Genomic DNA, 20146 nt, shown 5'->3' with positions numbered 1-20146 from the left:
GGATGGCCGGTGCGCGGAAGAACGCGCCACCGCGCGAGGAGGTCCTCGCCGCCGCCATGGAGATGATCGCCGAACGCGGTCTGGAGAAACTCACCATGGCGGCGCTCGGCCGTGAGGTCGGCATGAGCAGCGGCCATCTCCTCTACTACTTCCGCTCCAAGGACGAGCTGCTGCTGCGCACCCTGGAGTGGAGCGAGGGCCGACTCGGCACCGAGCGCGGCCGGCTGCTCGCCGCGCGCGGCACCGCCCGCGAGCGCCTGGACGCCTATGTCGACCTGTACGTCCCCGACGGCCACCGGGACCCGCACTGGACCCTGTGGCTGGAGGTCTGGAACCACTCCCAGAACGCGGACGACGACGCCCGCGAACGGCAGGCCGCCATCGAGGGCGCCTGGCACCGGGACCTCGTCGCGCTGCTCGCCGAGGGCGTCTCGCGCGGGGAGTTCCGCCCCCTCGACGCGGACCGCTTCGGCGCCCGGCTGCGCGCCCTGCTGGACGGCTTCTCCATCCATGTGGCGATCGGCCTGCGCGGCACCAGCCGCGAGCAGGTCCTGTCCCACGTGCGGGAGTTCCTCGACGACGCGCTGGCCTGAGCGGCCGGCGTCCGCCGATCATGTAGCCCAGTGCTCGCATCCTGAGACACCGTGTGACCACGGGGGCGGTATGTGCCAGACTGCCCCCGTGCTCTCGTTCGCCATGATTATTGGCAGCAGGCGCGCCGGTCCGCAGTGACCGCCACGTACGACCAGGTACGGGCGGACACCGTCGTCCTCGACCCGCGCGCAGACCTCTCGCACCCGCGAGGGGTTTTTCGCATTTCTGGCCCACCTTCAGCCGGGAGCGCAGCGCGAGGGATCATTGGGGGACGGTGGAGCCGGTCATTCCGGTAGACCGAGTTTCAATACAGGAGCCTTGAGACCATGACGGAAACCAGCGAAGTCGACGATTCCTTCCACGTCTTCGACACGACGCTGCGCGACGGCGCGCAGCGCGAGGGCATCAACCTCACCGTGGCGGACAAGCTGGCCATCGCGCGGCACCTGGACGACTTCGGGGTGGGCTTCATCGAGGGCGGCTGGCCCGGCGCCAACCCCCGCGACACCGAGTTCTTCGCCCGCGCCGCCCAGGAGATCGACTTCCGGCACGCCAAGCTCGTGGCCTTCGGAGCGACCCGCAGGGCCGGCGGCAAGGCCTCGGAGGACCCCCAGGTCAAGGCACTCCTGGACTCGGGTGCCCCGGTGATCACGCTGGTCGCCAAGTCCCACGACCGGCATGTGGAACTGGCGCTGCGCACCACGCTGGAGGAGAACCTGGAGATGGTCCGCGACACCGTCTCCCACCTTGTCGCGCAGGGCCGCCGGGTCTTCGTGGACTGCGAGCACTTCTTCGACGGCTACCGCGCCAACCCCGCCTACGCGAAGTCCGTGGTGCGGGCCGCGCACGAGGCCGGCGCCGACGTGGTCGTGCTGTGCGACACCAACGGCGGCATGCTCCCGGCGCAGGTGCAGGCCGTGGTCTCCACCGTCCTCGCGGACACCGGCGCGCGGCTCGGCATCCACGCCCAGGACGACACCGGCTGCGCGGTCGCCAACACCCTGGCCGCCGTCGACGCGGGCGCCACCCACGTGCAGTGCACGGCCAACGGCTACGGCGAGCGGGTCGGCAACTCCAACCTGTTCCCCGTGGTGGCGGCCCTGGAGCTCAAGTACGGCAAGAAGGTGCTCCCCGAGGGCGCGCTCCGCGAGATGACGCGGATCTCGCACGCGATCGCCGAGGTCGTGAACCTGACCCCCTCCACCCACCAGCCCTACGTGGGCGTGTCGGCGTTCGCGCACAAGGCCGGCCTGCACGCCTCGGCGATCAAGGTCGACCCGGACCTGTACCAGCACATCGACCCCGAGCAGGTCGGCAACACCATGCGGATGCTGGTCTCCGACATGGCCGGGCGCGCCTCCATCGAGCTCAAGGGCAAGGAGCTCGGCGTCGACCTCGGCGACGACCGCGAACTGGTCGCCCGGGTCGTGGAACGCGTCAAGGAGCGCGAGCTCCAGGGCTACACGTACGAGGCCGCCGACGCGTCCTTCGAGCTCCTGCTCCGCGAGGAGGCCGAGGGCCGCAAGCGCACCTACTTCGAGGTCGAGTCCTGGCGGGCCATCGTCGAGGACCGCCCCGACGGCAGCCACGCCAACGAGGCCACCGTCAAGCTCTTCGCCAAGGGCGAGCGCATCGTCGCCACCGCCGAGGGCAACGGCCCCGTCAACGCCCTGGACCGCGCCCTGCGCGTGGCCCTGGAGACGCTCTACCCGCAGCTCGCCAAGCTGGAGCTGGTCGACTACAAGGTCCGCATCCTGGAGGGCAAGCACGGCACGCAGTCCACGACCCGGGTGCTCATCTCCACGTCCGACGGCGCGGGGGAGTGGTCCACGGTCGGCGTGGCGGAGAACGTCATCGCCGCGTCCTGGCAGGCCCTGGAGGACGCGTACACCTACGGCCTGCTGCGGGCCGGGGTCGAGCCGGCCCTGTAGCGGCCACCCGGCGGGAGTCCGTGTCCCGTCCCCGGCAGGGACGGGACACGGACCGCGCTACCGCAGCTGCCACTTCTGGTTGGCGGCCCCGGTGCACGACCAGATCTGCGCCCGCGCCCCGTTCGCCGACGAGTTGTCCGTCACGTCGAGGCACTTGTTCGCCGCCGTGCCGACCACGTCACCCGTCGAGGAGTTGTACGACCACCGCTGGGCGCCCGAGCCGTTGCAGTCGTAGAGCTGGACCTTGGCGCCGTCGGACGTCGACCCCGAGGTGACGTCGAGGCACTTGCCGAGCGCGCGCACCGAACCGTCGGCCCCCACCGTCCAGGACTGCGCGGCGCTGCCGTTGCAGTCGTAGAGCTGCACCGCGGTCCCGTTGGCGCTCGATGCGCCCGCCACGTCGAGGCACTTGCCGGCCAGCCCGACGAACGCTCCGGACGAGCTGCCCCCGCCCGACTGCGTGCCGGACCAGGTGAAGGTCGCGGACGTCTTGCCGGGCAGCGAGTAGGTCGCGTGCTGACCGCCCCAGTTGACGGTGACCGTCTTCGCCGCGGAGGCGTCGTTGTAGGCGATCAGCGCCTTGGAACCGTCCGGGTTGCGCCAGGCGACGTTCGGGACGGCCGAGGAGGCGGTGGAGGCGATCCGCTGCGCCCCCGGCCGGACGAACTTCGTCAGATGGCCCATCGTGTAGTACTCGACCGTGTAGTCGACGGTCCCGCTCGCGCCGTCCCCGTTGTGCACGGTGATCAGCCCGGTGCAGGTGCCGCACCCCCCGTTGTGCGGGCCCTTGTTCTGGTCCACGGCGAGCGACCACTTGGTCACCGACTTCGCCCAGTTGCGGGTGTAGTCGACGATGTTGAGCATGTCCTCGCGCTGCTGGTTGGCGATCCAGGTGCCACCCGAGTGCTCGGTCCCGAAGGCGTCGAGACCCGGGTACTGGTTGTGCACGGACGTCTGCTTGGCGATGTCGCCGCCGTACCCGTGCCAGGCGATCCCGCCGAAGTTCGGATGCGAGCGGACCGCCGCGTCGTCGACGGTCTGGGCGGCGTAGGAGTCGTACACGTCCCAGTTCCAGTCGTGGGCGAGCACCTTCGTGGACAGCCCGGCGGCCTGGAGCTTGGGCAGCAGCTCGCTCTTGGTGAAGTAGGCGAGCCCCGAGGCGTTCCAGCTCATCGAGGGGTAGCCCGAGCAGCAGGTCGGCTCGTTCTGCGCGGTGACGTACGAGACGGGGACGCCCTGGTCCCGGTAGGCCTGGAGGTACTTCACGAAGTACGAGGCGTACGCGCCGTAGTCCTCCGCCTTCAGCCAGCCGCCGTTCAGCGACCCGCTGTCCTTCATCCAGGCCGGCGCCGTCCACGGCGAGGCCATCACCGTCAGCGAGGGGTTGAGCTGGAGCGCCTGCTTCGTGAGCGGCACCACGTCGGCCAGGTCGTGCGCGATGGAGAACTGCGCCAGGTTCGCGTCGCTCTGTCCGGCCGGCACGTCGTCGTAGGTGTATCCGTAGCGCGCGAGGTCCGAGGCGCCCATCGGGTTGCGCAGGAAGGACAGCCCGATCCCGTCCGTGGGGGAGAAGAGCTTGCGCATCGTCGCGTCACGGGTGCTCTGCGACAGCGCGCCGCTGCTGTTCATCAGCCAGGCCGCGGTGTCCGTGAAGGACGCGCCGCCGCCGGTGAAGGTCTGGTACCGGGTGTTCTCGTCGACGGTGATGTTCTCGCCGCTGCCGCCGCTGCCCGACTGGAAGGCGAACGGCGCCTGCGCCTGGAGCCCGCGCACGACGTGCCGTCCGCCGTCGTCGTCCGTCGTCGTCAGATAGGCGGTGACCTGTTCGCCCGCGGCGTGCGCGGGCGCGGCCGCCGTGAATCCCGCGGTGGCGAGCAGCCCGGCGACGATCAGCCGGGCCGCCCGAGTGGATCTCCTCATGGAGCGCCGCCCTTTCGGAGGTGGGGGTGGGGAGGCGTGCGAGGCGTGAGTAAATGACGGCTGCGAAGGCGCGTCAAGGGGTTGCGCGTTCAGACTTTGAAGGAACAACTGCCCTGATCCGGCCGGGACTTGAGTCTGTACCGGTTCTGGCGTGAAGTCTTGACGGGTTGCCGGGGCACCAGTTAACTCACGCCGTGATCTAAGTCGTGAGAAGAGCGAGGGAACAGAGCAGCACGTCATCGTCAGGAAGCACGTCGTCAGAACCACGTGAGAGTCGAGGGGAACCCCATTGACCGGGCTCGATCGGAATTCCGTACGAAGAACCGCTCTGCTGGCCGGTGCCGCGCTGATCGCCGGACTGCTTCCGCTCGCTTCGGCGGGCGCGGCGGCGGCCGTTGATCCCGCGCCCGTCCCGGTCGACCGCTTCGAGGGCGAGGTGCCCTTCGCGAACCAGCCCGCCGAGGGCCTCTTCACCTGGGGCGGCGACAGCGACGACCCGCCGAAGCTCGCCCTGACCGCGCGCTCCGACGCACCCGAGGGCGCCAAGGTCCTCACCGGCGACTACGACATCAGCGGCTACGGCGGGTTCACCCACGACTTCGCCGCGGACCAGCCGGCCCACGACTGGTCCGCGCACAAGGGCATCCGCTTCTGGTGGGACGGCCGGAACACCGCCAAGAAGATCTCCTTCGAGATCAAGGACGGCGGCGCCGACGGCGAGGCTTCGGAGCTGTGGACGACCTCCTTCACCGATGACTTCAGCGGTTGGAAGCAGGTCGAGATCCCCTTCGCCGACTTCGTCTACCGCACGGACTACCAGCCCGTCGGCGGTATCGACCACGTCCTGGGCCTGACCCAGATGTGGGGCTACGCCCTCACGCTCCCGGTCGGCGTCCAGGGGCAGTTCGCCATGGACGACGTCGAGCTGTACGGCAAGGCCGACCAGTCCCTGCGCGCCTCCGTCACCACCGACGCGGCGGTCTACCCGGTCAGGGAGGGCGGCACCGCGCGGGTGAAGGTCTCCGTCGCCACCACCGGCTCCGCCCCGATCGACGAGCCCGTGACCGTCGCGTACGAGAGCGCGGGCGGCGGCGCCGAGCCCGGCAGGGACTACGCCCCCGTCAAGGGCGAGATCACCTTCCCGGCCGGTACGACGTCCGGCACGAGCCGCACCGTCACCGTCCGGACCCTGCGCGACAAGTCCGCCGAAGCGGCCGAGACGATCCCCCTCAAGCTCACGGTGACCGGCGCCAAGGCTCCCGCCGAGACCCCGCAGGTCGTCATCGACGCCCACGGGCTGCCGTATCTCGATCCGAAGCTGCCCGTGCGGAAGCGGGTCGCCGACCTGGTCTCCCGGATGTCCCTGGAGGAGAAGACCGGGCAGATGACCCAGGCCGAGCGCGGCGCGATCGGCACCGGCGGCGACATCGCCGCCTATGACCTCGGGTCCCTGCTCTCCGGCGGCGGCTCCACTCCGACCCCCAACACCGCCGCGGCGTGGGCGTCGATGATCGACGGCTACCAGCTCCGGGCACAGGCCACCCGATTCCAGATCCCGCTGATCTACGGCGTGGACGCGGTGCACGGCCACAACAACCTCGCCGGGGCGACGGTCATGCCCCACAACATCGGCATCGGCGCCACCCGTGACCCCGCCCTGGCGGAGCGGACGGGCGCGGTGACCGCCTCCGAGGTCCGCGCCACCGGCATCCCCTGGGACTTCGCCCCCTGCCTGTGCGTGACCCGCGACGAACGCTGGGGCCGCTCCTACGAGTCCTTCGGCGAGGACCCCGCGCTCGTGAAGGCCATGGAGACGGTCGTCCAGGGCCTCCAGGGCGCCCGCGACGGCAGCGACCTCAAGGACGACGACAAGGTCCTCGCGACCGCCAAGCACTACGTCGGCGACGGCGGCACCGGCTACGGCACGTCCACGACGGGCTCGTACACCGTCGACCAGGGCGTCACCAAGGTCACCAGGAAGGAGCTGGAGGCCGTCCACCTCTCGCCGTTCCAGACCGCGGTCGACCGGGGCGTCGGCTCGGTCATGCCGTCGTACTCCTCGCTCGACATCATCGGCGACGGCCAGGGCCCGGTGAAGATGCACGCCCGCGCCGACATGATCAACGGCGTGCTCAAGGGCCGGATGGGCTTCGACGGCTTCGTCATCAGCGACTGGAACGCCATCGACCAGCTCCCCGGCGACTACGCCTCGCACGTGCGCACCTCGGTCAACGCGGGCGTGGACATGATGATGGTGCCGTACTCGTACAAGGACTTCCGTACGACGCTCACGGACGAGGTGAAGGCGGGCCGCGTCACCGAGCGCCGGATCGACGATGCCGTGTCGCGCATCCTCACCCAGAAGTTCGATCTGGGGCTCTTCGAGAAGCCGTACGCCGACACCAGCGGCGCCTCGCGGATCGGCTCCGCCGCGCACCGCTCCGTGGCACGGCAGGCGGCGGCCGAGTCCCAGGTCCTGCTGAAGAACGCGGGCGGCGTCCTGCCGCTGAAGAAGTCCCAGAAGGTGTACGTCGCCGGTTCGAACGCCGACGACCTCGGCAACCAGACCGGCGGCTGGACCCTCACCTGGCAGGGCTCCTCCGGGAACATCACCAAGGGCACGACGGTCCTCCAGGGCATGCGGAACGCCGGCGGTGACGTCACCTACTCCAAGGACGCCTCGGCACCGACGAGCGGCTACGACGTCGGTGTGGTCGTCGTCGGCGAGACCCCGTACGCGGAGGGCGTCGGCGACGTCGGCAACGGCAACGACCTGGAGCTGACGGCGGCCGACAAGGCGGCCGTGGACAAGGTGTGCGCGGCCATGAAGTGCGCGGTGCTGATCGTCTCGGGCCGCCCGCAGCTCGTCGGCGACCGGCTCGGCGACATCGACGCCCTCGTCGCCTCCTGGCTGCCCGGCACCGAGGGCGACGGGGTCGCGGACGTCCTCTACGGAAAGCGCGCCTTCACCGGGCAGCTCCCGGTCACCTGGCCCAGGTCGGAGTCCCAGCTCCCGATCAACGTCGGTGAGGCCTCCTACGATCCGCAGTTCCCGTACGGCTGGGGACTCACCACGCTGACCAAGACACCGGGGGGTGGCGCCGCCGCCCTGCGGGAGCTCGCCCGGGTGGCCTCGGCGGCGGAGCGGCGCGGAGCCGACGGGACGGCCCGCGCGGCCGTCACCCGGGCCCGCCTGCTCGTCCAGCAGAAGATCGGCACCTCGGTCACCGCGGCGAACGCGGGTCCCTTCGCGGACGCGGACCATCTCCTGCTGACCGGCCACTACGGAGAGGCGGTGGCGAAGCTGACCCAGGCGTACCGCGCCGCGTGAGGGAGAAACGGGAGGGCCGGCCGGGGCTGCACACTCAGCCCCGGCCGGCCCGCGTTCCGGCCCGCGTTCCGGCCCGCGTTCCGGCCCGCGTTCCGGTGAGCGCGGGGGGCCGCTCTCCCGATGTCCGGTTTCGCTCTGGTTCGGGTAGCTTCAAGGCATGAGGGCCGCACTCACCCGAGGACTTCCAGGCCTGCTGGTCGCACTGATGCTCGCGGCCCTGGCGATGGTGTGGCTCCCGGCGCCCCGGGCCCACGCCGCCACCAATGTCTCCACCGTCGCGGCGGCCCTGCGCAAGGGTCCTGTCTACGTGGACCCGGCCGCCTCCGGCCAGCTCTCCGCCACGGAGGCCGACGCCCTCGCCGCCAAGATCAAGAAGGCGGACAAGCCGGTCTTCGTCGCCGTGCTCCCCGCCGGCTTCCCCACCCAGGACCTGTTCCGGAACCTGCGCACCGACACCGGGATCACCGGCCTCTACGCGATCAGGCTCGGCGACCGCTTCGACGCCCGCGCCGACTCCGCGGTGATGTCCCGCTCGGCCGTGCAGAACCTCGTCGCCAGCGTCCAGGGCGTGAAGGACGCGAACACCCAGCTCAACGACTTCACCGACCGCGCGCTCGCCAACATCCACGGCGCCGCCCCCGCGAGCTGGGGCGGCGGCGCGAACGACGGAGGCGTCTCGACGGGCGCGCTGATCGCGGTCGGCGCGGTGGCCGTGATCGGCGGCGCGGGCGCGTACACGGTCGTACGGCGCAACCGGCGCCGGCAGGAGGAGGAACAGCGCGCCGCGCTCGACCGGCTCCGGGTGGTCGTGGACGAGGACATCACCGCCTTCGGCGAGGAACTCGACCGGCTGGACTTCCACCCCGCCGAGGCCGGCGCCGACGACGCGATGCGGGCGGACTACGAACGCGCGCTGGACGCCTACGAACAGGCGAAGACGTACATGGCGCAGGCCGGGCGCCCCGAGGACGTGCGCTCCGTCACCCAGTCCCTGGAGGAGGGCCGCTTCTCCCTCGCCGTGCTCGCCGCGCGCCGCGAGGGCCGCCCGGTCCCCGAGCGCCGCGCGCCCTGCTTCTTCGACCCCCGGCACGGCCCGTCCGTCACCGACGCGACCTGGACACCCGCCGGGGGCGCGCCTCGAGAGGTCCCGGTCTGCAAGGCGGACTGGATGCGTCTCACCGGGGGCGAACAGCCGGCGGTGCGCGAGGTCGAGACGGAGTACGGCCGCCGCCCGTACTGGGACGCGGGCCCGGCTTACGGCCCCTGGGCGGGCGGCTACTTCGGCGGCGGCGTGCTGCCGGGCCTGCTCGTCGGGACCCTGCTGGGCAGCATGATGGCGAGCCCCGGGTACGGGGCCGCGTACGGCAACGGATACGGCGACTTCGGCGGCGGCTACGACGGAGGCGACGTCTCCGGCGCCGACTTCGACTCCGGGGACTTCGGCGGCGGGTTCGGCGACGGCGGGGGAGGGGACTTCGGCGGGGGCGGCGGGGACTTCGGCGGCGGCTTCTGACGCCGGGCGCACCCGGCGCACCTCCCCGTACCGGACACGACCGGGCCCTCCCCGTGGGGCGAGCACCCCTCGGCGGCGCGAACGGGACACGAGCCGGCCCTCCCCGGGACCGGACACGAGAGCGCCCGCCTCCTCCGTACGGAGAAAGCGGGCGGGCGCGCTCGGTGTGCCACCGGGCCGGCGGCCCGGCCGAGGCCAGGCCGGTGTGGCCGACAGCGGCGGTCGGGCCGGCGGCTCAGCCGGCGTTCCTGATCGCCGAGATGTCGAAGTTCAGCTTGATCTTGTCGGAGACGAGGACGCCACCGGTCTCCAGGGCCGCGTTCCAGGTGAGGCCCCAGTCGGAGCGCAGGATCTCGGCCTTGCCCTCGAAGCCCACGCGCTCGTTGCCGAACGGGTCCTTCGCGGCGCCGTTGAACTCCAGGTCGATGCTGATCTGCTTGGTGGTGCCGAGGATCTCCAGATCGCCGGTGATCCGGTAGTCGTCACCGCCGAGGGCCTCCGCCTTGACGGAGCGGAACGTCATCGCCGGGAACTCGTCGGTCTTGAAGAAGTCGGCGCTCTTGAGGTGACCGTCGCGGTCGGCGGACCCGGTGTCGATGCTGTCCATCTTGATGTCGAGGGAAGCGGTGGAGCGGGACGGGTCGCCGCCGTCCAGGTGGAGCGTGCCCTCGAAGTCCTTGAAGCTGCCCTTGACGTTGGTCACCATCGCGTGCCGGGCGACGAAGCCGATCGTCGAGTGGGCCGGGTCGATGGTGTACTCGCCGGTCAGCGCGGCCAGGTCCGGGTTGACGGCACCGGCCGTCGCGGTGGCCGTCGCGGTGGCGGAGGTCGCGGTGGTGTCGGTGGTCTTGCGGCCGAAGATGCCCATGAGGTGCTCCTTGGGGGGACGGGCCGCGGTTCCGGGGAGAGCCACGGCGTCAGTCTGTTTAATGTTCAACGACTCCAACAAGGGCAACCGTAGACCTATTCCGTTCAACTTTCAACATCATCCGGAGGGTGTCCGCGAAGTCACGGTGGGTCGTGGTGCGGGGGCGTTGGGAGTCGCGGTGGGTCGTGGTGCGAGGGTGCGGTGGGTCGTGGCGCGGGGGCGCGGGTGCCGGCGGGTGGGAAGTCGTGGCGGGTCGTCCTGTCGGCCCTCTGGCGGACGCGCGTAGAACTCGGGCACCATCTGCGTGCACCCCCTGCACAGCCGCCCCACAGGAAACGCGGCCGCACGCCCGTGCGGCCGTACCGACGGTCCTCCGCAGGAAAGGTCCCCCCAGATGAAGTTCAGGTCCGCGCTGACCGCACTGGCCCTCCTCGTGGCCCCTGGCGTCGCCGTCGTCGGCACCGCCACCGACGCCTTCGCCGTCAGCAAGATCAGTCACGCCACCGCGACCTCGATGTTCCGCCAGTCCGGCATCACCTGGTCCTCCTCCGGCAACTGTTCCGACCGCAACAACTCCACCTGCACCTCGTTCGAGCAGCTCAACCTCGCCACCGCGCAGGGCGCCCAGACCCTCAAGGGGTCCAGCGGCTGCGCGCTCAACATCACCGGCGGTACCGAGATCGGGCACGCGAGCGGCACGTACTCGCACTGGAACGGCTACAAGCTCGACTACGGCAAGAACACCTGTGTCACCGCGTACATCAAGAACACCTTCACCTACATAGGCCTGCGCGGCGACGGCGCTCCGCAGTACCAGTCCGGCGCCGGCAACATCTACGCCGACGAGGGCAACCACTGGGACGTCCTGTACTACAACTGCGGCGGCTGCTGAACCGGCGCCTCCGGGGTGCGCGGACCCCCGAACGGGCGTCCGCGTCACCCCGGTGACGGCATGTGCCGCTCATGAATGTGAGATGGCAGTCGGCCGAACGGTTTGTGAGACCTCCACAACACCGAGCCCCTCCGGGCAGTCGGATCGCCTGCATGTGATGGTGGTTCTGTTCAGGGGCACCAGGAAAACGGTCCGGAGACTGTGCAGAGTCGACGGGCCTCTTTCCTTGGTGGACTTCGTATGGTCGCTACATGACCGTTTTGGACGAGGCCGACACCGCGAGCTCCACGATCCCCTCAGACGAACCGACGGACGCGCGTGGCCGGGTGGCCGAGCTGCACGCCATCCGTGCGGAGGCGCTGCGGGGTCCCAGCGAGAAGGCGACCGAGGCGCAGCACGCCAAGGGCAAGCTGACCGCCCGGGAGCGCATCGAGCTGCTGCTCGACGCGGGCTCGTTCCAGGAGGTCGAGCAGCTCCGCCGGCACCGGGCGACCGGGTTCGGCCTGGAGGCCAAGAAGCCGTACACCGACGGTGTCATCACCGGCTGGGGCACGGTCGAGGGCCGCACGGTCTTCGTGTACGCCCATGACTTCCGCATCTTCGGCGGCGCCCTCGGCGAGGCCCACGCCACGAAGATCCACAAGATCATGGACATGGCCATCGCGGCCGGTGCGCCGCTGGTGTCCCTGAACGACGGCGCCGGCGCCCGTATCCAGGAGGGCGTCTCCGCCCTCGCCGGCTACGGCGGCATCTTCCAGCGCAACACCAAGGCCTCCGGGGTCATCCCGCAGATCTCCGTCATGCTCGGCCCGTGCGCCGGCGGCGCGGCCTACTCGCCCGCGCTGACGGACTTCGTCTTCATGGTCCGCGAGACCTCGCAGATGTTCGTCACCGGACCGGACGTGGTCAAGGCGGTGACGGGCGAGGAGATCACCCAGAACGGTCTGGGCGGCGCCGACGTCCACGCGGAGACCTCCGGCGTCTGCCACTTCGCGTACGACGACGAGGAGACCTGCATCGCCGAGGTGCGCTACCTCCTGTCGATGCTCCCGCAGAACAACCGCGAGAACCCGCCGCGCGCGGAGTCCTCGGACCCGGCCGACCGCCGCAGCGAGGTGCTGCTGGACCTGGTCCCGGCCGACGGCAACCGTCCGTACGACATGACCAAGGTCATCGAGGAGCTCGTCGACGACGGCGACTACCTCGAGGTCCACGAGCGCTGGGCCCGCAACATCATCTGCGCGCTGGCCCGCCTCGACGGCCAGGTCGTCGGCATCGTCGCCAACCAGCCGCAGAGCCTGGCGGGCGTGCTCGACATCGAGGCGTCCGAAAAAGCTGCACGCTTTGTCCAGATGTGTGACGCTTTCAATATTCCGATCATCACGCTGCTGGACGTGCCCGGGTTCCTCCCGGGTGTCGACCAGGAGCACGGCGGGATCATCCGGCACGGCGCGAAGCTGCTCTACGCGTACTGCAACGCGACGGTGCCGCGTATCTCCCTCATCCTGCGCAAGGCGTACGGAGGTGCCTACATCGTCATGGACAGCCAGTCCATCGGGGCCGACCTCACCTACGCCTGGCCGACGAACGAGATCGCCGTGATGGGCGCCGAGGGCGCCGCCAACGTCATCTTCCGCCGCCAGATCGCCGACGCCGCCGATCCCGAGGCCATGCGGGTCCGCATGGTCAAGGAGTACAAGGCCGAGCTGATGCACCCGTACTACGCGGCCGAGCGCGGACTGGTGGACGACGTCATCGACCCCGCCGAGACCCGCGAGGTCCTGATCAAGTCGCTCGCGATGCTCCACACCAAGCACGCGGACCTGCCCTCGCGCAAGCACGGCAACCCCCCGCAGTAACCCGGCGGATCCTCCGCGGTACCCCCGCGGAAACCTCTCTCATGGAGACTGAAACCTATGAGCACCCCTGACATCCGCGTCGAGAAGGGCCACGCCGAGCCCGAGGAGGTCGCCGCCATCACGGCGATCCTCCTGGCCCGTGCCGCCTCCGCTCCCACTGATGCCGCTCCCTCCCACCGTCCGCACCGCAAGGCGGGCTGGCGCCGCCTGGAGCGGGAGCCCGGTTTCCGGGCGCCGCACAGCTGGCACTGAGATCCGACGCCGACAGCCCCGCCCTCCGACGGAGGGCGGGGCTGTGGTGTGTCCGAAGCCCGCGGACGCCCTCCACGGCCGACAGGAGCCTCCGCGGCCGGGGTTCGGGCACTCCCCGCCGCCGGCCCGCCCAACGGGGCCGTACGGGGCAGGAGTTCGGCCGGCGGCACGAGAACGGCCCCCGTTTCTCCGGGCGGAGGAACGGGGGCCGTCGTCGTACGGGCGGAGGCTGCTAGCGCAGGCGCGCCATGAGGGCGTGCTCGACCAGCGTGATGAGCGCCGACTTGGCGTCCGCGCGGTGACGGGCGTCCGTCGTGATGATCGGGGCGTCCGGGCCGATCTGAAGGGCCTCGCGGACTTCCTCGGGGTTGTACGGCTGGTTGCCGTCGAAGCCGTTGAGGGCGATGACGAACGGCAGGCCGCTGTTCTCGAAGTAGTCGACCGCGGGGAAGCAGTCGGCGAGACGCCGGGTGTCCACGAGGACGATCGCGCCGATGGCGCCGCGGACCAGGTCGTCCCACATGAACCAGAAGCGGTCCTGGCCCGGCGTACCGAAGAGGTACAGGATCAGGTCCTGGTCGAGGGTGATACGGCCGAAGTCCATGGCGACGGTCGTCGTCGTCTTGTCTCCGGTGTGCGTGAGGTCGTCGATGCCCGCCGAGGCGGACGTCATGACGGCCTCGGTGCGCAGCGGGTTGATCTCCGAGACGGCGCCGACGAACGTGGTCTTGCCCACGCCGAAGCCGCCCGCCACCACGATCTTCGCGGACGTGGTGGAGCGGGAAGGCCCTCCGCTAGAGCTTGCGAAGTCCACTGAGCACCCTTTCGAGCAAAGTCACGTCTGGCTGGCCGCCGGCGTTTTCGTCGCCGCCGGGCTGATGGATGGCGACCAGGCCTGCCTCCGCCAAGTCGGCGACGAGGATCCTGGCAACACCGAGAGGGATGGTCAGCAGGGCCGAGATCTCGGCCACCGACTTGATCTCCCGGCAGAGGTTGCAGATCCGCTGATGCTCGGGCAACTGGCCCTGCATCTGGTGCGGCTGCGCGGTGGTGTGCACCAGCGCCTCGATGGCGAGCTGGTAGCGGGGCCTGGTGCGGCCACCCGTCATGGCGTACGGACGCACCAGGGGGTTGTTGGCCGCACCGGCCGGCGACGCCTCGGGGGAGCGTCGCTGCGGCTGCACCGGCTGGATGCGCGGAGCCGACGGCTGGTCGTACGGAGACGGCCCGGGGCCCTGGGGACCCTGAGGCGCGTACGGCTGCCGTCGCTGGTGGGGTGCGGAGGGAGGAAAGTTGTACCGGTTCGGGTCGCCGGAACCGTCGCCCTGCCCCTGGCCGGGGCCGTACGACCAATTGCCCGAAGACGAACCGCCTGGGGGTGTTACCACTTTCTCTCCTCCTCCGACCGTGCCGGGCACCCAACGCTGGGACCGCGTCCCGAAACCTTACGGCCCCGGGACGACAATTCGCACCGTCTGTCTATTAGTTGAGAAGGCTGCCCTGGAGCTCCGCACGAAGATCCGGAGTCAGGACCGTGCCCGCACGGTCCACCAGAAGCGCCATCTCGTACCCAATGAGACCGATGTCCGCCTCAGGGTGTGCAAGTACTGCGAGTGAAGAACCGTCCGAAATGGACATGAGGAAGAGGAATCCTCGCTCCATCTCCACAACGGTCTGGTTCACGTGGCCGCCCTCGAAGATACGGGACGCGCCCGCGGTCAAGGAGGTCAGACCGGACGCGACGGCGGCGAGCTGGTCGGCGCGGTCGCGGGGAAAGCCTTCGGACATAGCCAGAAGGAGTCCATCGGCGGAGACCACCACTGTGTGCGACACACCGGGGGTGTTGTCCACGAAGTTGGTGATCAACCAGTTCAGGTTCTGTGCCGCCTGGCTCATCGGGCTCACACTAACGCTCCTGGTTGTAGGTGCTGTCAGAGCCGAAGCCCTGACCGTTCGTCTCAGTACCTGCACTGCGTCCCCGCTCGACACCGCGACGCAGGTTGCTCAGCCTGCCCCGGACGTCTTCGGGAGCACGGGAGACCTGGGGGCCTCCCTGGGGGGTCGATTCCGCGGTTCCCTCGACCAGGTTGGCCTTGGGCACCCGCCGCGGCAGACCGGACGAGGTGACCCCGCCCGCCTTGGGCTTCTTCAGCTGCTCGGCGCGCTGCCAGCGGTCGTCGTTCGACGACCGCCAGTCGTCGCCCGTGTTCCCGGAGGACATGGGCGCCGCCTGCTCCCTCGCCGGTTCCGCGGGGCGCCGGCCGTTGCCGGCGGGGGCGGGTCCGCGACGGGGGAGTCCCGAGTTGGTCATCGTGTGGGGGGCCGAAGAGGCCGGACCCGGACGACCAAAGCCTACGCTGTTCTGCTCGGCCGCGTCAGCGACCTGCGGAGATTCCGCTTGCGGAGCGTAGTCGGGCCGGTACCCGCCCTGGTAGCCACCCTGGTGCGTGTCCTGCTGCGGCCAGTCGTCCTGGTAGGACGGCTCACCGAAGCCCGACACCGTCTCCGGGGCGGAGCCACCCATTCCGGCGTGGTCCTGCCGGCCCGGCTCCGTGTAGGAGGGCTCAGGGTAGCCGCCGTTGGACGGGAAGTACGCCTCGTCGTACGCAGCCTGCTGCGGCTCCTCGTACGACGTCTGCTGGTCGTACGTGGTCTGCTGCTCCTCGTGCACACCCTGGGCGCCGTCGTACGCCGGGGCGCCGTCGAAGGACGGCTGTCCGTTGTCGTACGAGGGGCCGGCAGGGGCGTCGAAGGCGTCGGTGTAGCCCTGGGAGCCCTCGATGGCCTCCGGGCCCTGCGCCTGCGCCTCCAGGGCCGCACGGCGCTCCTCACGCATCAGCGAGCGGCCGACGGGGTCGAGGTCACGGATGTCGTCCGGGACCTCGTAGCGGCTGTCGTCGAAACCGAGGTCCGCGGCGGTCAGCACGGGCTGCTGCTGCGCACCGAAGTTCTCGCCCGGGAACTGCTGCTGCTGGTGCTGCTGCTGCTCGGGAATGATCTGCGACACGGTGAACTCGTCGGTCATCGGCTGCTGCTCGCCACCGCCACCGTGGGTGATGGCGTCGGGGAGCATGACAAGGGACGTGGTGCCGGCCTGCTCGCCCGAGGGGCGGAGCTGGACGCGGATGCCGTGGCGGTCCGACAGACGGCCGACCACGAAGAGACCCATGCGCTGCGAGATCGCGGCGTCCACGGTCGGCGGGTTGGCCAGCTTGTGGTTGATGTCCGCGAAGTCCTCGGCGGTGAGGCCGATGCCCTTGTCGTGGATCTCGACCATGACGCGGCCGTCGGGGAGACGGGTCGCGGTGACACGGACCTTGGTCTGCGGGGAGGAGAACGTGGTCGCGTTCTCCAGGAGCTCGGCGAGCAGGTGCACGAGGTCGGTCACGGCGCGGCCGTGGATCTCGGCCTCCGGGACACCGGAGAGCTCGATGCGCTCGTACTGCTCCACCTCGGAGGAGGCGGCGCGCAGGACGTCGACCAGCGGGACCGGCTGGTCCCAGCGGCGTCCGGGCTCCTCGCCGGCGAGGACCAGGAGGTTCTCGCCGTTGCGGCGCATACGGGTCGCGAGGTGGTCCAGCCGGAAGAGGTTCTCGAGCTGGTCCGGGTCGGCCTCGTTGTTCTCCAGGTCGGTGATCAGGGTCAGCTGGCCCTCGATCAGCGACTGGTTGCGGCGCGAGAGGTTCGTGAAGATCGCGTTGATGTTGCCTCGCAGGAGGGCCTGCTCGGCGGCCAGTCGCACGGCCTCGCGGTGGACCTGGTCGAAGGCGCGGGCGACCTCGCCGATCTCGTCCGTGGTGTTGATCGGGATCGGCTGCACGCGGGTGTCGACCCGGCCGGGGTCGGTGCGCGAGAGCTGGTCGACCAGCATCGGCAGGCGCTGCTCGGCGACATTGAAGGCGGCGCTGCGGAGCTGGCGCATCGAGCGGCTCATCTGGCGGGCCACCATGCCGGCCAGGATGAACGCGGCGAGCAGGGCGACGACGACGATGGCACCGGTGATGAAGGCGTCGGTGCGGGCGGTGTTCGAGATGTCACCGGCCTCGGCCACGGCCTTGTCGGCGAGGTCGGACTCGATCTGGCGGTACGCGTCGTACTTGGCGGTGTTGACCGCCATCCAGTTCTGCGCGGTGACGCCCTTCGCGGCGAGCAGCGCACGGTCGCTCTCCAGCGTGGACCGGAGCCCCGAGAGCTCCTTGACCATCTCGTTGTCGCCGGTGGGCGGCGGAACGTAGGCCGGGTCGGCGGCGGCGGCTTCCTTGGCCTTCGCGGTCAGCTCGGACTTGATCTTCGCCGACGCCTCGTCGAGCTTGGCGCTGTCGGCCTCGGTGCCACCACCCTTGTACTCCTCGATGGCGATGCCCTCGAGGTAGGCGTACGAGGACAGGGCGACGCGCTGGCTGGCGAGGCCGCTGTTGCCGGGGCCCGGCTTGATCAGCAGGTGCAGACCGATGGACCGCTCCAGCGACAGCGCGGCCTTGGACAGCGAGATCGCGTAGACGGTACGGCCGTAGCTGGTGATGTTTCCGGTGCCCAGACCGAGCTCGTTGGCGAACTCCATCAGCGGGTGCTGGATCTGGAGGTAGCCCTCTTCGGTCTTCACGCCGGTCAGCGTGGTGGTGTACGCGAACTTCCGCAGCTTCTCGAGACCGGGCTCGACGTTGCGGAAGACCGCGAGACGGCGCTCCAGGCCCGGAGTCTTGGGCATGTCCTGGGCGGCCTCGTCGAAGGCGTCGGCGGCCAGGTCGGTCTCCCGGCGGACCTTGACGACGGTGGCGTCCTTGTCGCCCTTGCCGGACAGCAGGGGCGCGGCGCTGAGGTCGCGCTCTTCGAACAGCTTGTCGCCGTACGTCAGTGCCGCCTGCACGAGGCGGGCCGTCTTCTCGGCGTCCTGCGCTTCCTGCCAGGTGTCGATCGAGCCCTTCACCTGGAAGCCGCCCATGACGAGGCCGACCACCACGGGTATGAGCAGGATCGCGTTCAGCCTGGTCGGCACGCGCCAGTTGCGCGGGGAGAATCGGCTCCCGCTCGGCGCGGGCGCCGGCGTGGGCTCGGGGCCGGCGACTTGTGCGGGCGCCGCTCCGCGCGCCGGCGGGGTGAAGTTGCCCCGTGCCGACGGCTCGGGACCGTTCATGCTTCGCCTCACTCGACCAACAACCTCTCGGCGTCGGCACCTGCTGTGTGCCGCCGTATCTACCAGCGCCCTTGACTACTGGGCAGTTCAGCGCATTCCAGCATGCCAAGCAGCGCCATTCCAAACACTCGGAACGGGTGATTCCGAGTGGTGCCGGCCACAGATAAAACGGTCATAAAGAGCGAGCCCCGCCAAAAGACGGGGCTTTCATGAACGCAGGGGCATCGGGCGACCGCTATGCGTGTCGGGGCCGGCGAAATTCTCTGTCGAAACGTTATGAACACCGAGGCCGGCCGTGTCAAATGACACAGCCGGCTCCAATGCGTCTACGACAACTTCCATAGGGAGCCGTCTACTTGGCTGCTACCGCAGCCGTGCCATGAGGGCGTGCTCGACCAGCGTGATGAGAGCGCTCTTCGCATCTGCACGGTGTCGCGCGTCCGTCGTGATGATCGGAGCGTCCGGGCCGATCTGAAGAGCCTCGCGCACTTCCTCCGGGTTGTACGGCTGGTGACCGTCGAAGCCGTTGAGGGCGATGACGAACGGCAGGCCGCTGTTCTCGAAGTAGTCGACCGCGGGGAAGCAGTCGGCGAGACGCCGGGTGTCGACCAGGACGACGGCGCCGATGGCGCCGCGGACCAGGTCGTCCCACATGAACCAGAAGCGGTCCTGGCCCGGCGTACCGAAGAGGTACAGGATCAGGTCCTGGTCGAGGGTGATACGGCCGAAGTCCATGGCCACCGTGGTGGTGGTCTTGTCCCCGGTGTGGGTGAGGTCGTCGATGCCCGCCGAGGCGGAGGTCATGACGGCCTCGGTACGCAGGGGGTTGATCTCGGAGACGGCACCCACGAACGTGGTCTTGCCGACACCGAAACCACCCGCTACGACGATCTTCGCGGAGGTGGTCGCCCGGCCTCCGTCAGAGCTTGCGAAGTCCACTGAGCACCCTTTCGAGCAGTGTCACGTCCGGCGCGCCGCCGTTGTTCTCATCGCCGCCAGGCTGGTGAATGGCGACAAGTCCGGCCTCGGCGAGGTCCGCGACAAGGATCCTGGCCACGCCGAGCGGCATGCCCAGGAGGGCCGACACCTCGGCCACCGACTTCACTTCCCGGCACAGATGGCAGATGCGCTGGTGTTCGGGGAGCAGTCCCATCAGCTGGGCCGGATCGGCCGTGGTGCTGATCAGAGCTTCTATGGCCAGTTGGTACCGCGGCCTGGTCCGGCCGCCGGTCATCGCGTACGGACGTACCAGCGGCTGGTCGCCTTCATCCCCGTACGACTCGGCGTACGGATCATGAGAGGCGGGGGGCGGGGTCATGAATCCTCCGGGCGGGACAGCAAGTCGGTCAGTCGTGCCGTCTGTTGGGGCCGGTGGGGGGATTGTGGCGGCCGGACGGTGATTTCGTGCGGTGTCTGGATCCGGCGGCGGTCAGTGAAGCAGACTGCCTTGTAGTTCGGCACGCAGGTCCGGCGTGAGGACGGCGCCCGCACGGTCGACGAGCAGTGCCATCTCGTAGCCGACAAGGCCGATGTCGCACTCCGGGTGGGAGAGGACCGCGAGGGACGATCCGTCCGAAACCGACATCAGGAAGAGGAAACCGCGCTCCATCTCCACGACCGTCTGGGCCACCGAGCCGCCTTCGAAGATCCGGGAGGCCCCGGCAGTCAGCGAAGTGAGTCCGGAGGCGACGGCCGCCAGTTGGTCCGCGCGGTCGCGGGGGAAGCCTTCGGACATCGCCAGAAGGAGTCCGTCGGCGGACACGACGACGGTGTGGGACACCCCGGGGGTGTTGTCCACGAAGTTGGTGATCAACCAGTTGAGGTTCTGTGCCGCCTGGCTCATCGGGCTCAA

16 protein-coding genes are annotated in these 20146 nt (G+C 69.9%); 7 read left to right on the top strand and 9 right to left on the bottom strand.

Annotated features, from left to right (window positions below; translation table 11 throughout):
- Window positions 1-2: 2 nt before the first annotated feature.
- The gene (locus tag ACZ4TO_RS35750; RefSeq protein WP_382790956.1) at window positions 3-593 is read left to right on the top strand and encodes a TetR/AcrR family transcriptional regulator; all 591 of its coding nucleotides are present in this window, start codon (window positions 3-5) and stop codon (window positions 591-593) included.
- Window positions 594-920: 327 nt separating this feature from the next.
- Window positions 921-2525, top strand: coding sequence for a citramalate synthase (gene cimA, locus ACZ4TO_RS35745; RefSeq protein WP_382790953.1), 1605 nt, complete (start codon window positions 921-923; stop codon window positions 2523-2525).
- 57 nt (window positions 2526-2582) lie between these two features.
- Here the strand turns inward: cimA and ACZ4TO_RS35740 are convergent, their stop codons facing one another.
- Entirely contained in the window at window positions 2583-4445 is a 1863-nt protein-coding gene (locus ACZ4TO_RS35740) for a lectin (protein WP_468026368.1), read from the bottom strand.
- Between the two features lie 289 nt (window positions 4446-4734).
- Here ACZ4TO_RS35740 and ACZ4TO_RS35735 point away from each other — a divergent pair, with 289 nt between their 5' ends.
- A complete protein-coding gene (locus ACZ4TO_RS35735) occupies window positions 4735-7776 on the top strand; it encodes a glycoside hydrolase family 3 protein (protein WP_468026367.1) in 3042 nt (1013 codons plus the stop codon).
- A 157-nt stretch (window positions 7777-7933) separates the two neighbouring features.
- Window positions 7934-9289, top strand: a complete 1356-nt coding sequence (locus ACZ4TO_RS35730) for a hypothetical protein (RefSeq protein WP_468026366.1) — start codon at window positions 7934-7936, stop codon at window positions 9287-9289.
- 235 nt (window positions 9290-9524) lie between these two features.
- On the opposite strand, the gene ACZ4TO_RS35725 is transcribed toward ACZ4TO_RS35730, so the two are convergent.
- Window positions 9525-10157 (bottom strand): YceI family protein, encoded by a 633-nt coding sequence (locus ACZ4TO_RS35725; protein WP_468026424.1) that lies wholly within the window; start codon window positions 10155-10157, stop codon window positions 9525-9527.
- A gap of 394 nt (window positions 10158-10551) precedes the next feature.
- On the opposite strand from ACZ4TO_RS35725, the gene ACZ4TO_RS35720 reads away from it, so the two are divergent.
- The 3 genes from ACZ4TO_RS35720 to ACZ4TO_RS35710 all read left to right on the top strand — a co-directional run bounded on the left by ACZ4TO_RS35720 (window position 10552) and on the right by ACZ4TO_RS35710 (window position 13160).
- Window positions 10552-11049, top strand: coding sequence for a hypothetical protein (locus ACZ4TO_RS35720; RefSeq protein WP_468026365.1), 498 nt, complete (start codon window positions 10552-10554; stop codon window positions 11047-11049).
- Between the two features lie 251 nt (window positions 11050-11300).
- On the top strand, window positions 11301-12908 hold the full coding sequence (locus ACZ4TO_RS35715) for an acyl-CoA carboxylase subunit beta (protein WP_468026364.1): 1608 nt from the start codon (window positions 11301-11303) through the stop codon (window positions 12906-12908).
- 57 nt (window positions 12909-12965) lie between these two features.
- Window positions 12966-13160 (top strand): acyl-CoA carboxylase subunit epsilon, encoded by a 195-nt coding sequence (locus tag ACZ4TO_RS35710; protein WP_351868759.1) that lies wholly within the window; start codon window positions 12966-12968, stop codon window positions 13158-13160.
- A 232-nt stretch (window positions 13161-13392) separates the two neighbouring features.
- Here ACZ4TO_RS35710 and ACZ4TO_RS35705 read toward each other — a convergent pair whose 3' ends face one another.
- The 7 genes from ACZ4TO_RS35705 to ACZ4TO_RS35675 form a co-directional block, all read right to left on the bottom strand.
- Complete coding sequence (locus tag ACZ4TO_RS35705) at window positions 13393-13974, bottom strand: GTP-binding protein (RefSeq protein WP_103554950.1); 582 nt, start codon at window positions 13972-13974, stop codon at window positions 13393-13395.
- The gene (locus ACZ4TO_RS35700; RefSeq protein WP_382790932.1) at window positions 13955-14548 is read right to left on the bottom strand and encodes a DUF742 domain-containing protein; all 594 of its coding nucleotides are present in this window, start codon (window positions 14546-14548) and stop codon (window positions 13955-13957) included. Before ACZ4TO_RS35700 ends, ACZ4TO_RS35705 begins: the two co-directional genes overlap by 20 nt.
- A 94-nt stretch (window positions 14549-14642) precedes the next feature.
- Window positions 14643-15056, bottom strand: coding sequence for a roadblock/LC7 domain-containing protein (locus tag ACZ4TO_RS35695; RefSeq protein WP_037625176.1), 414 nt, complete (start codon window positions 15054-15056; stop codon window positions 14643-14645).
- A 10-nt stretch (window positions 15057-15066) separates the two neighbouring features.
- Window positions 15067-18306 (bottom strand): sensor histidine kinase, encoded by a 3240-nt coding sequence (locus ACZ4TO_RS35690; RefSeq protein WP_382790928.1) that lies wholly within the window; start codon window positions 18304-18306, stop codon window positions 15067-15069.
- Between the two features lie 351 nt (window positions 18307-18657).
- Entirely contained in the window at window positions 18658-19233 is a 576-nt protein-coding gene (locus ACZ4TO_RS35685) for a GTP-binding protein (RefSeq protein WP_028802395.1), read from the bottom strand.
- A complete protein-coding gene (locus ACZ4TO_RS35680; protein ID WP_103548533.1) occupies window positions 19214-19612 on the bottom strand; it encodes a DUF742 domain-containing protein in 399 nt (132 codons plus the stop codon). Before ACZ4TO_RS35680 ends, ACZ4TO_RS35685 begins: the two co-directional genes overlap by 20 nt.
- Before the next feature lie 111 nt (window positions 19613-19723).
- Window positions 19724-20137: a roadblock/LC7 domain-containing protein gene (locus tag ACZ4TO_RS35675; protein WP_037624995.1), complete on the bottom strand. Its 414-nt coding sequence runs from the start codon at window positions 20135-20137 to the stop codon at window positions 19724-19726.
- Between the last annotated feature and the right edge of the window lie 9 nt (window positions 20138-20146).

Source organism: Streptomyces sp. NPDC028298, from assembly GCF_055565895.1.
Note: the sequence above shows the minus strand (reverse complement) of the source record. Positions and strands in the feature narration are given on the sequence as shown.

Excerpts from the sequence above, each read along its gene's own strand:
- ACZ4TO_RS35750 (WP_382790956.1), top strand. The coding sequence starts at position 3 with ATGGCCGGTGCGCGGAAGAACGCGCCACCGCGCGAGGAGGTCCTCGCC.
- cimA (WP_382790953.1), top strand. The coding sequence starts at position 921 with ATGACGGAAACCAGCGAAGTCGACGATTCCTTCCACGTCTTCGACACG.
- ACZ4TO_RS35740 (WP_468026368.1), bottom strand. The coding sequence starts at position 4,445 with ATGAGGAGATCCACTCGGGCGGCCCGGCTGATCGTCGCCGGGCTGCTC.
- ACZ4TO_RS35730 (WP_468026366.1), top strand. The coding sequence starts at position 7,934 with ATGAGGGCCGCACTCACCCGAGGACTTCCAGGCCTGCTGGTCGCACTG.
- ACZ4TO_RS35725 (WP_468026424.1), bottom strand. The coding sequence starts at position 10,157 with ATGGGCATCTTCGGCCGCAAGACCACCGACACCACCGCGACCTCCGCC.
- ACZ4TO_RS35720 (WP_468026365.1), top strand. The coding sequence starts at position 10,552 with ATGAAGTTCAGGTCCGCGCTGACCGCACTGGCCCTCCTCGTGGCCCCT.
- ACZ4TO_RS35715 (WP_468026364.1), top strand. The coding sequence starts at position 11,301 with ATGACCGTTTTGGACGAGGCCGACACCGCGAGCTCCACGATCCCCTCA.
- ACZ4TO_RS35710 (WP_351868759.1), top strand. The coding sequence starts at position 12,966 with ATGAGCACCCCTGACATCCGCGTCGAGAAGGGCCACGCCGAGCCCGAG.
- ACZ4TO_RS35695 (WP_037625176.1), bottom strand. The coding sequence starts at position 15,056 with ATGAGCCAGGCGGCACAGAACCTGAACTGGTTGATCACCAACTTCGTG.
- ACZ4TO_RS35680 (WP_103548533.1), bottom strand. The coding sequence starts at position 19,612 with ATGACCCCGCCCCCCGCCTCTCATGATCCGTACGCCGAGTCGTACGGG.
- ACZ4TO_RS35675 (WP_037624995.1), bottom strand. The coding sequence starts at position 20,137 with ATGAGCCAGGCGGCACAGAACCTCAACTGGTTGATCACCAACTTCGTG.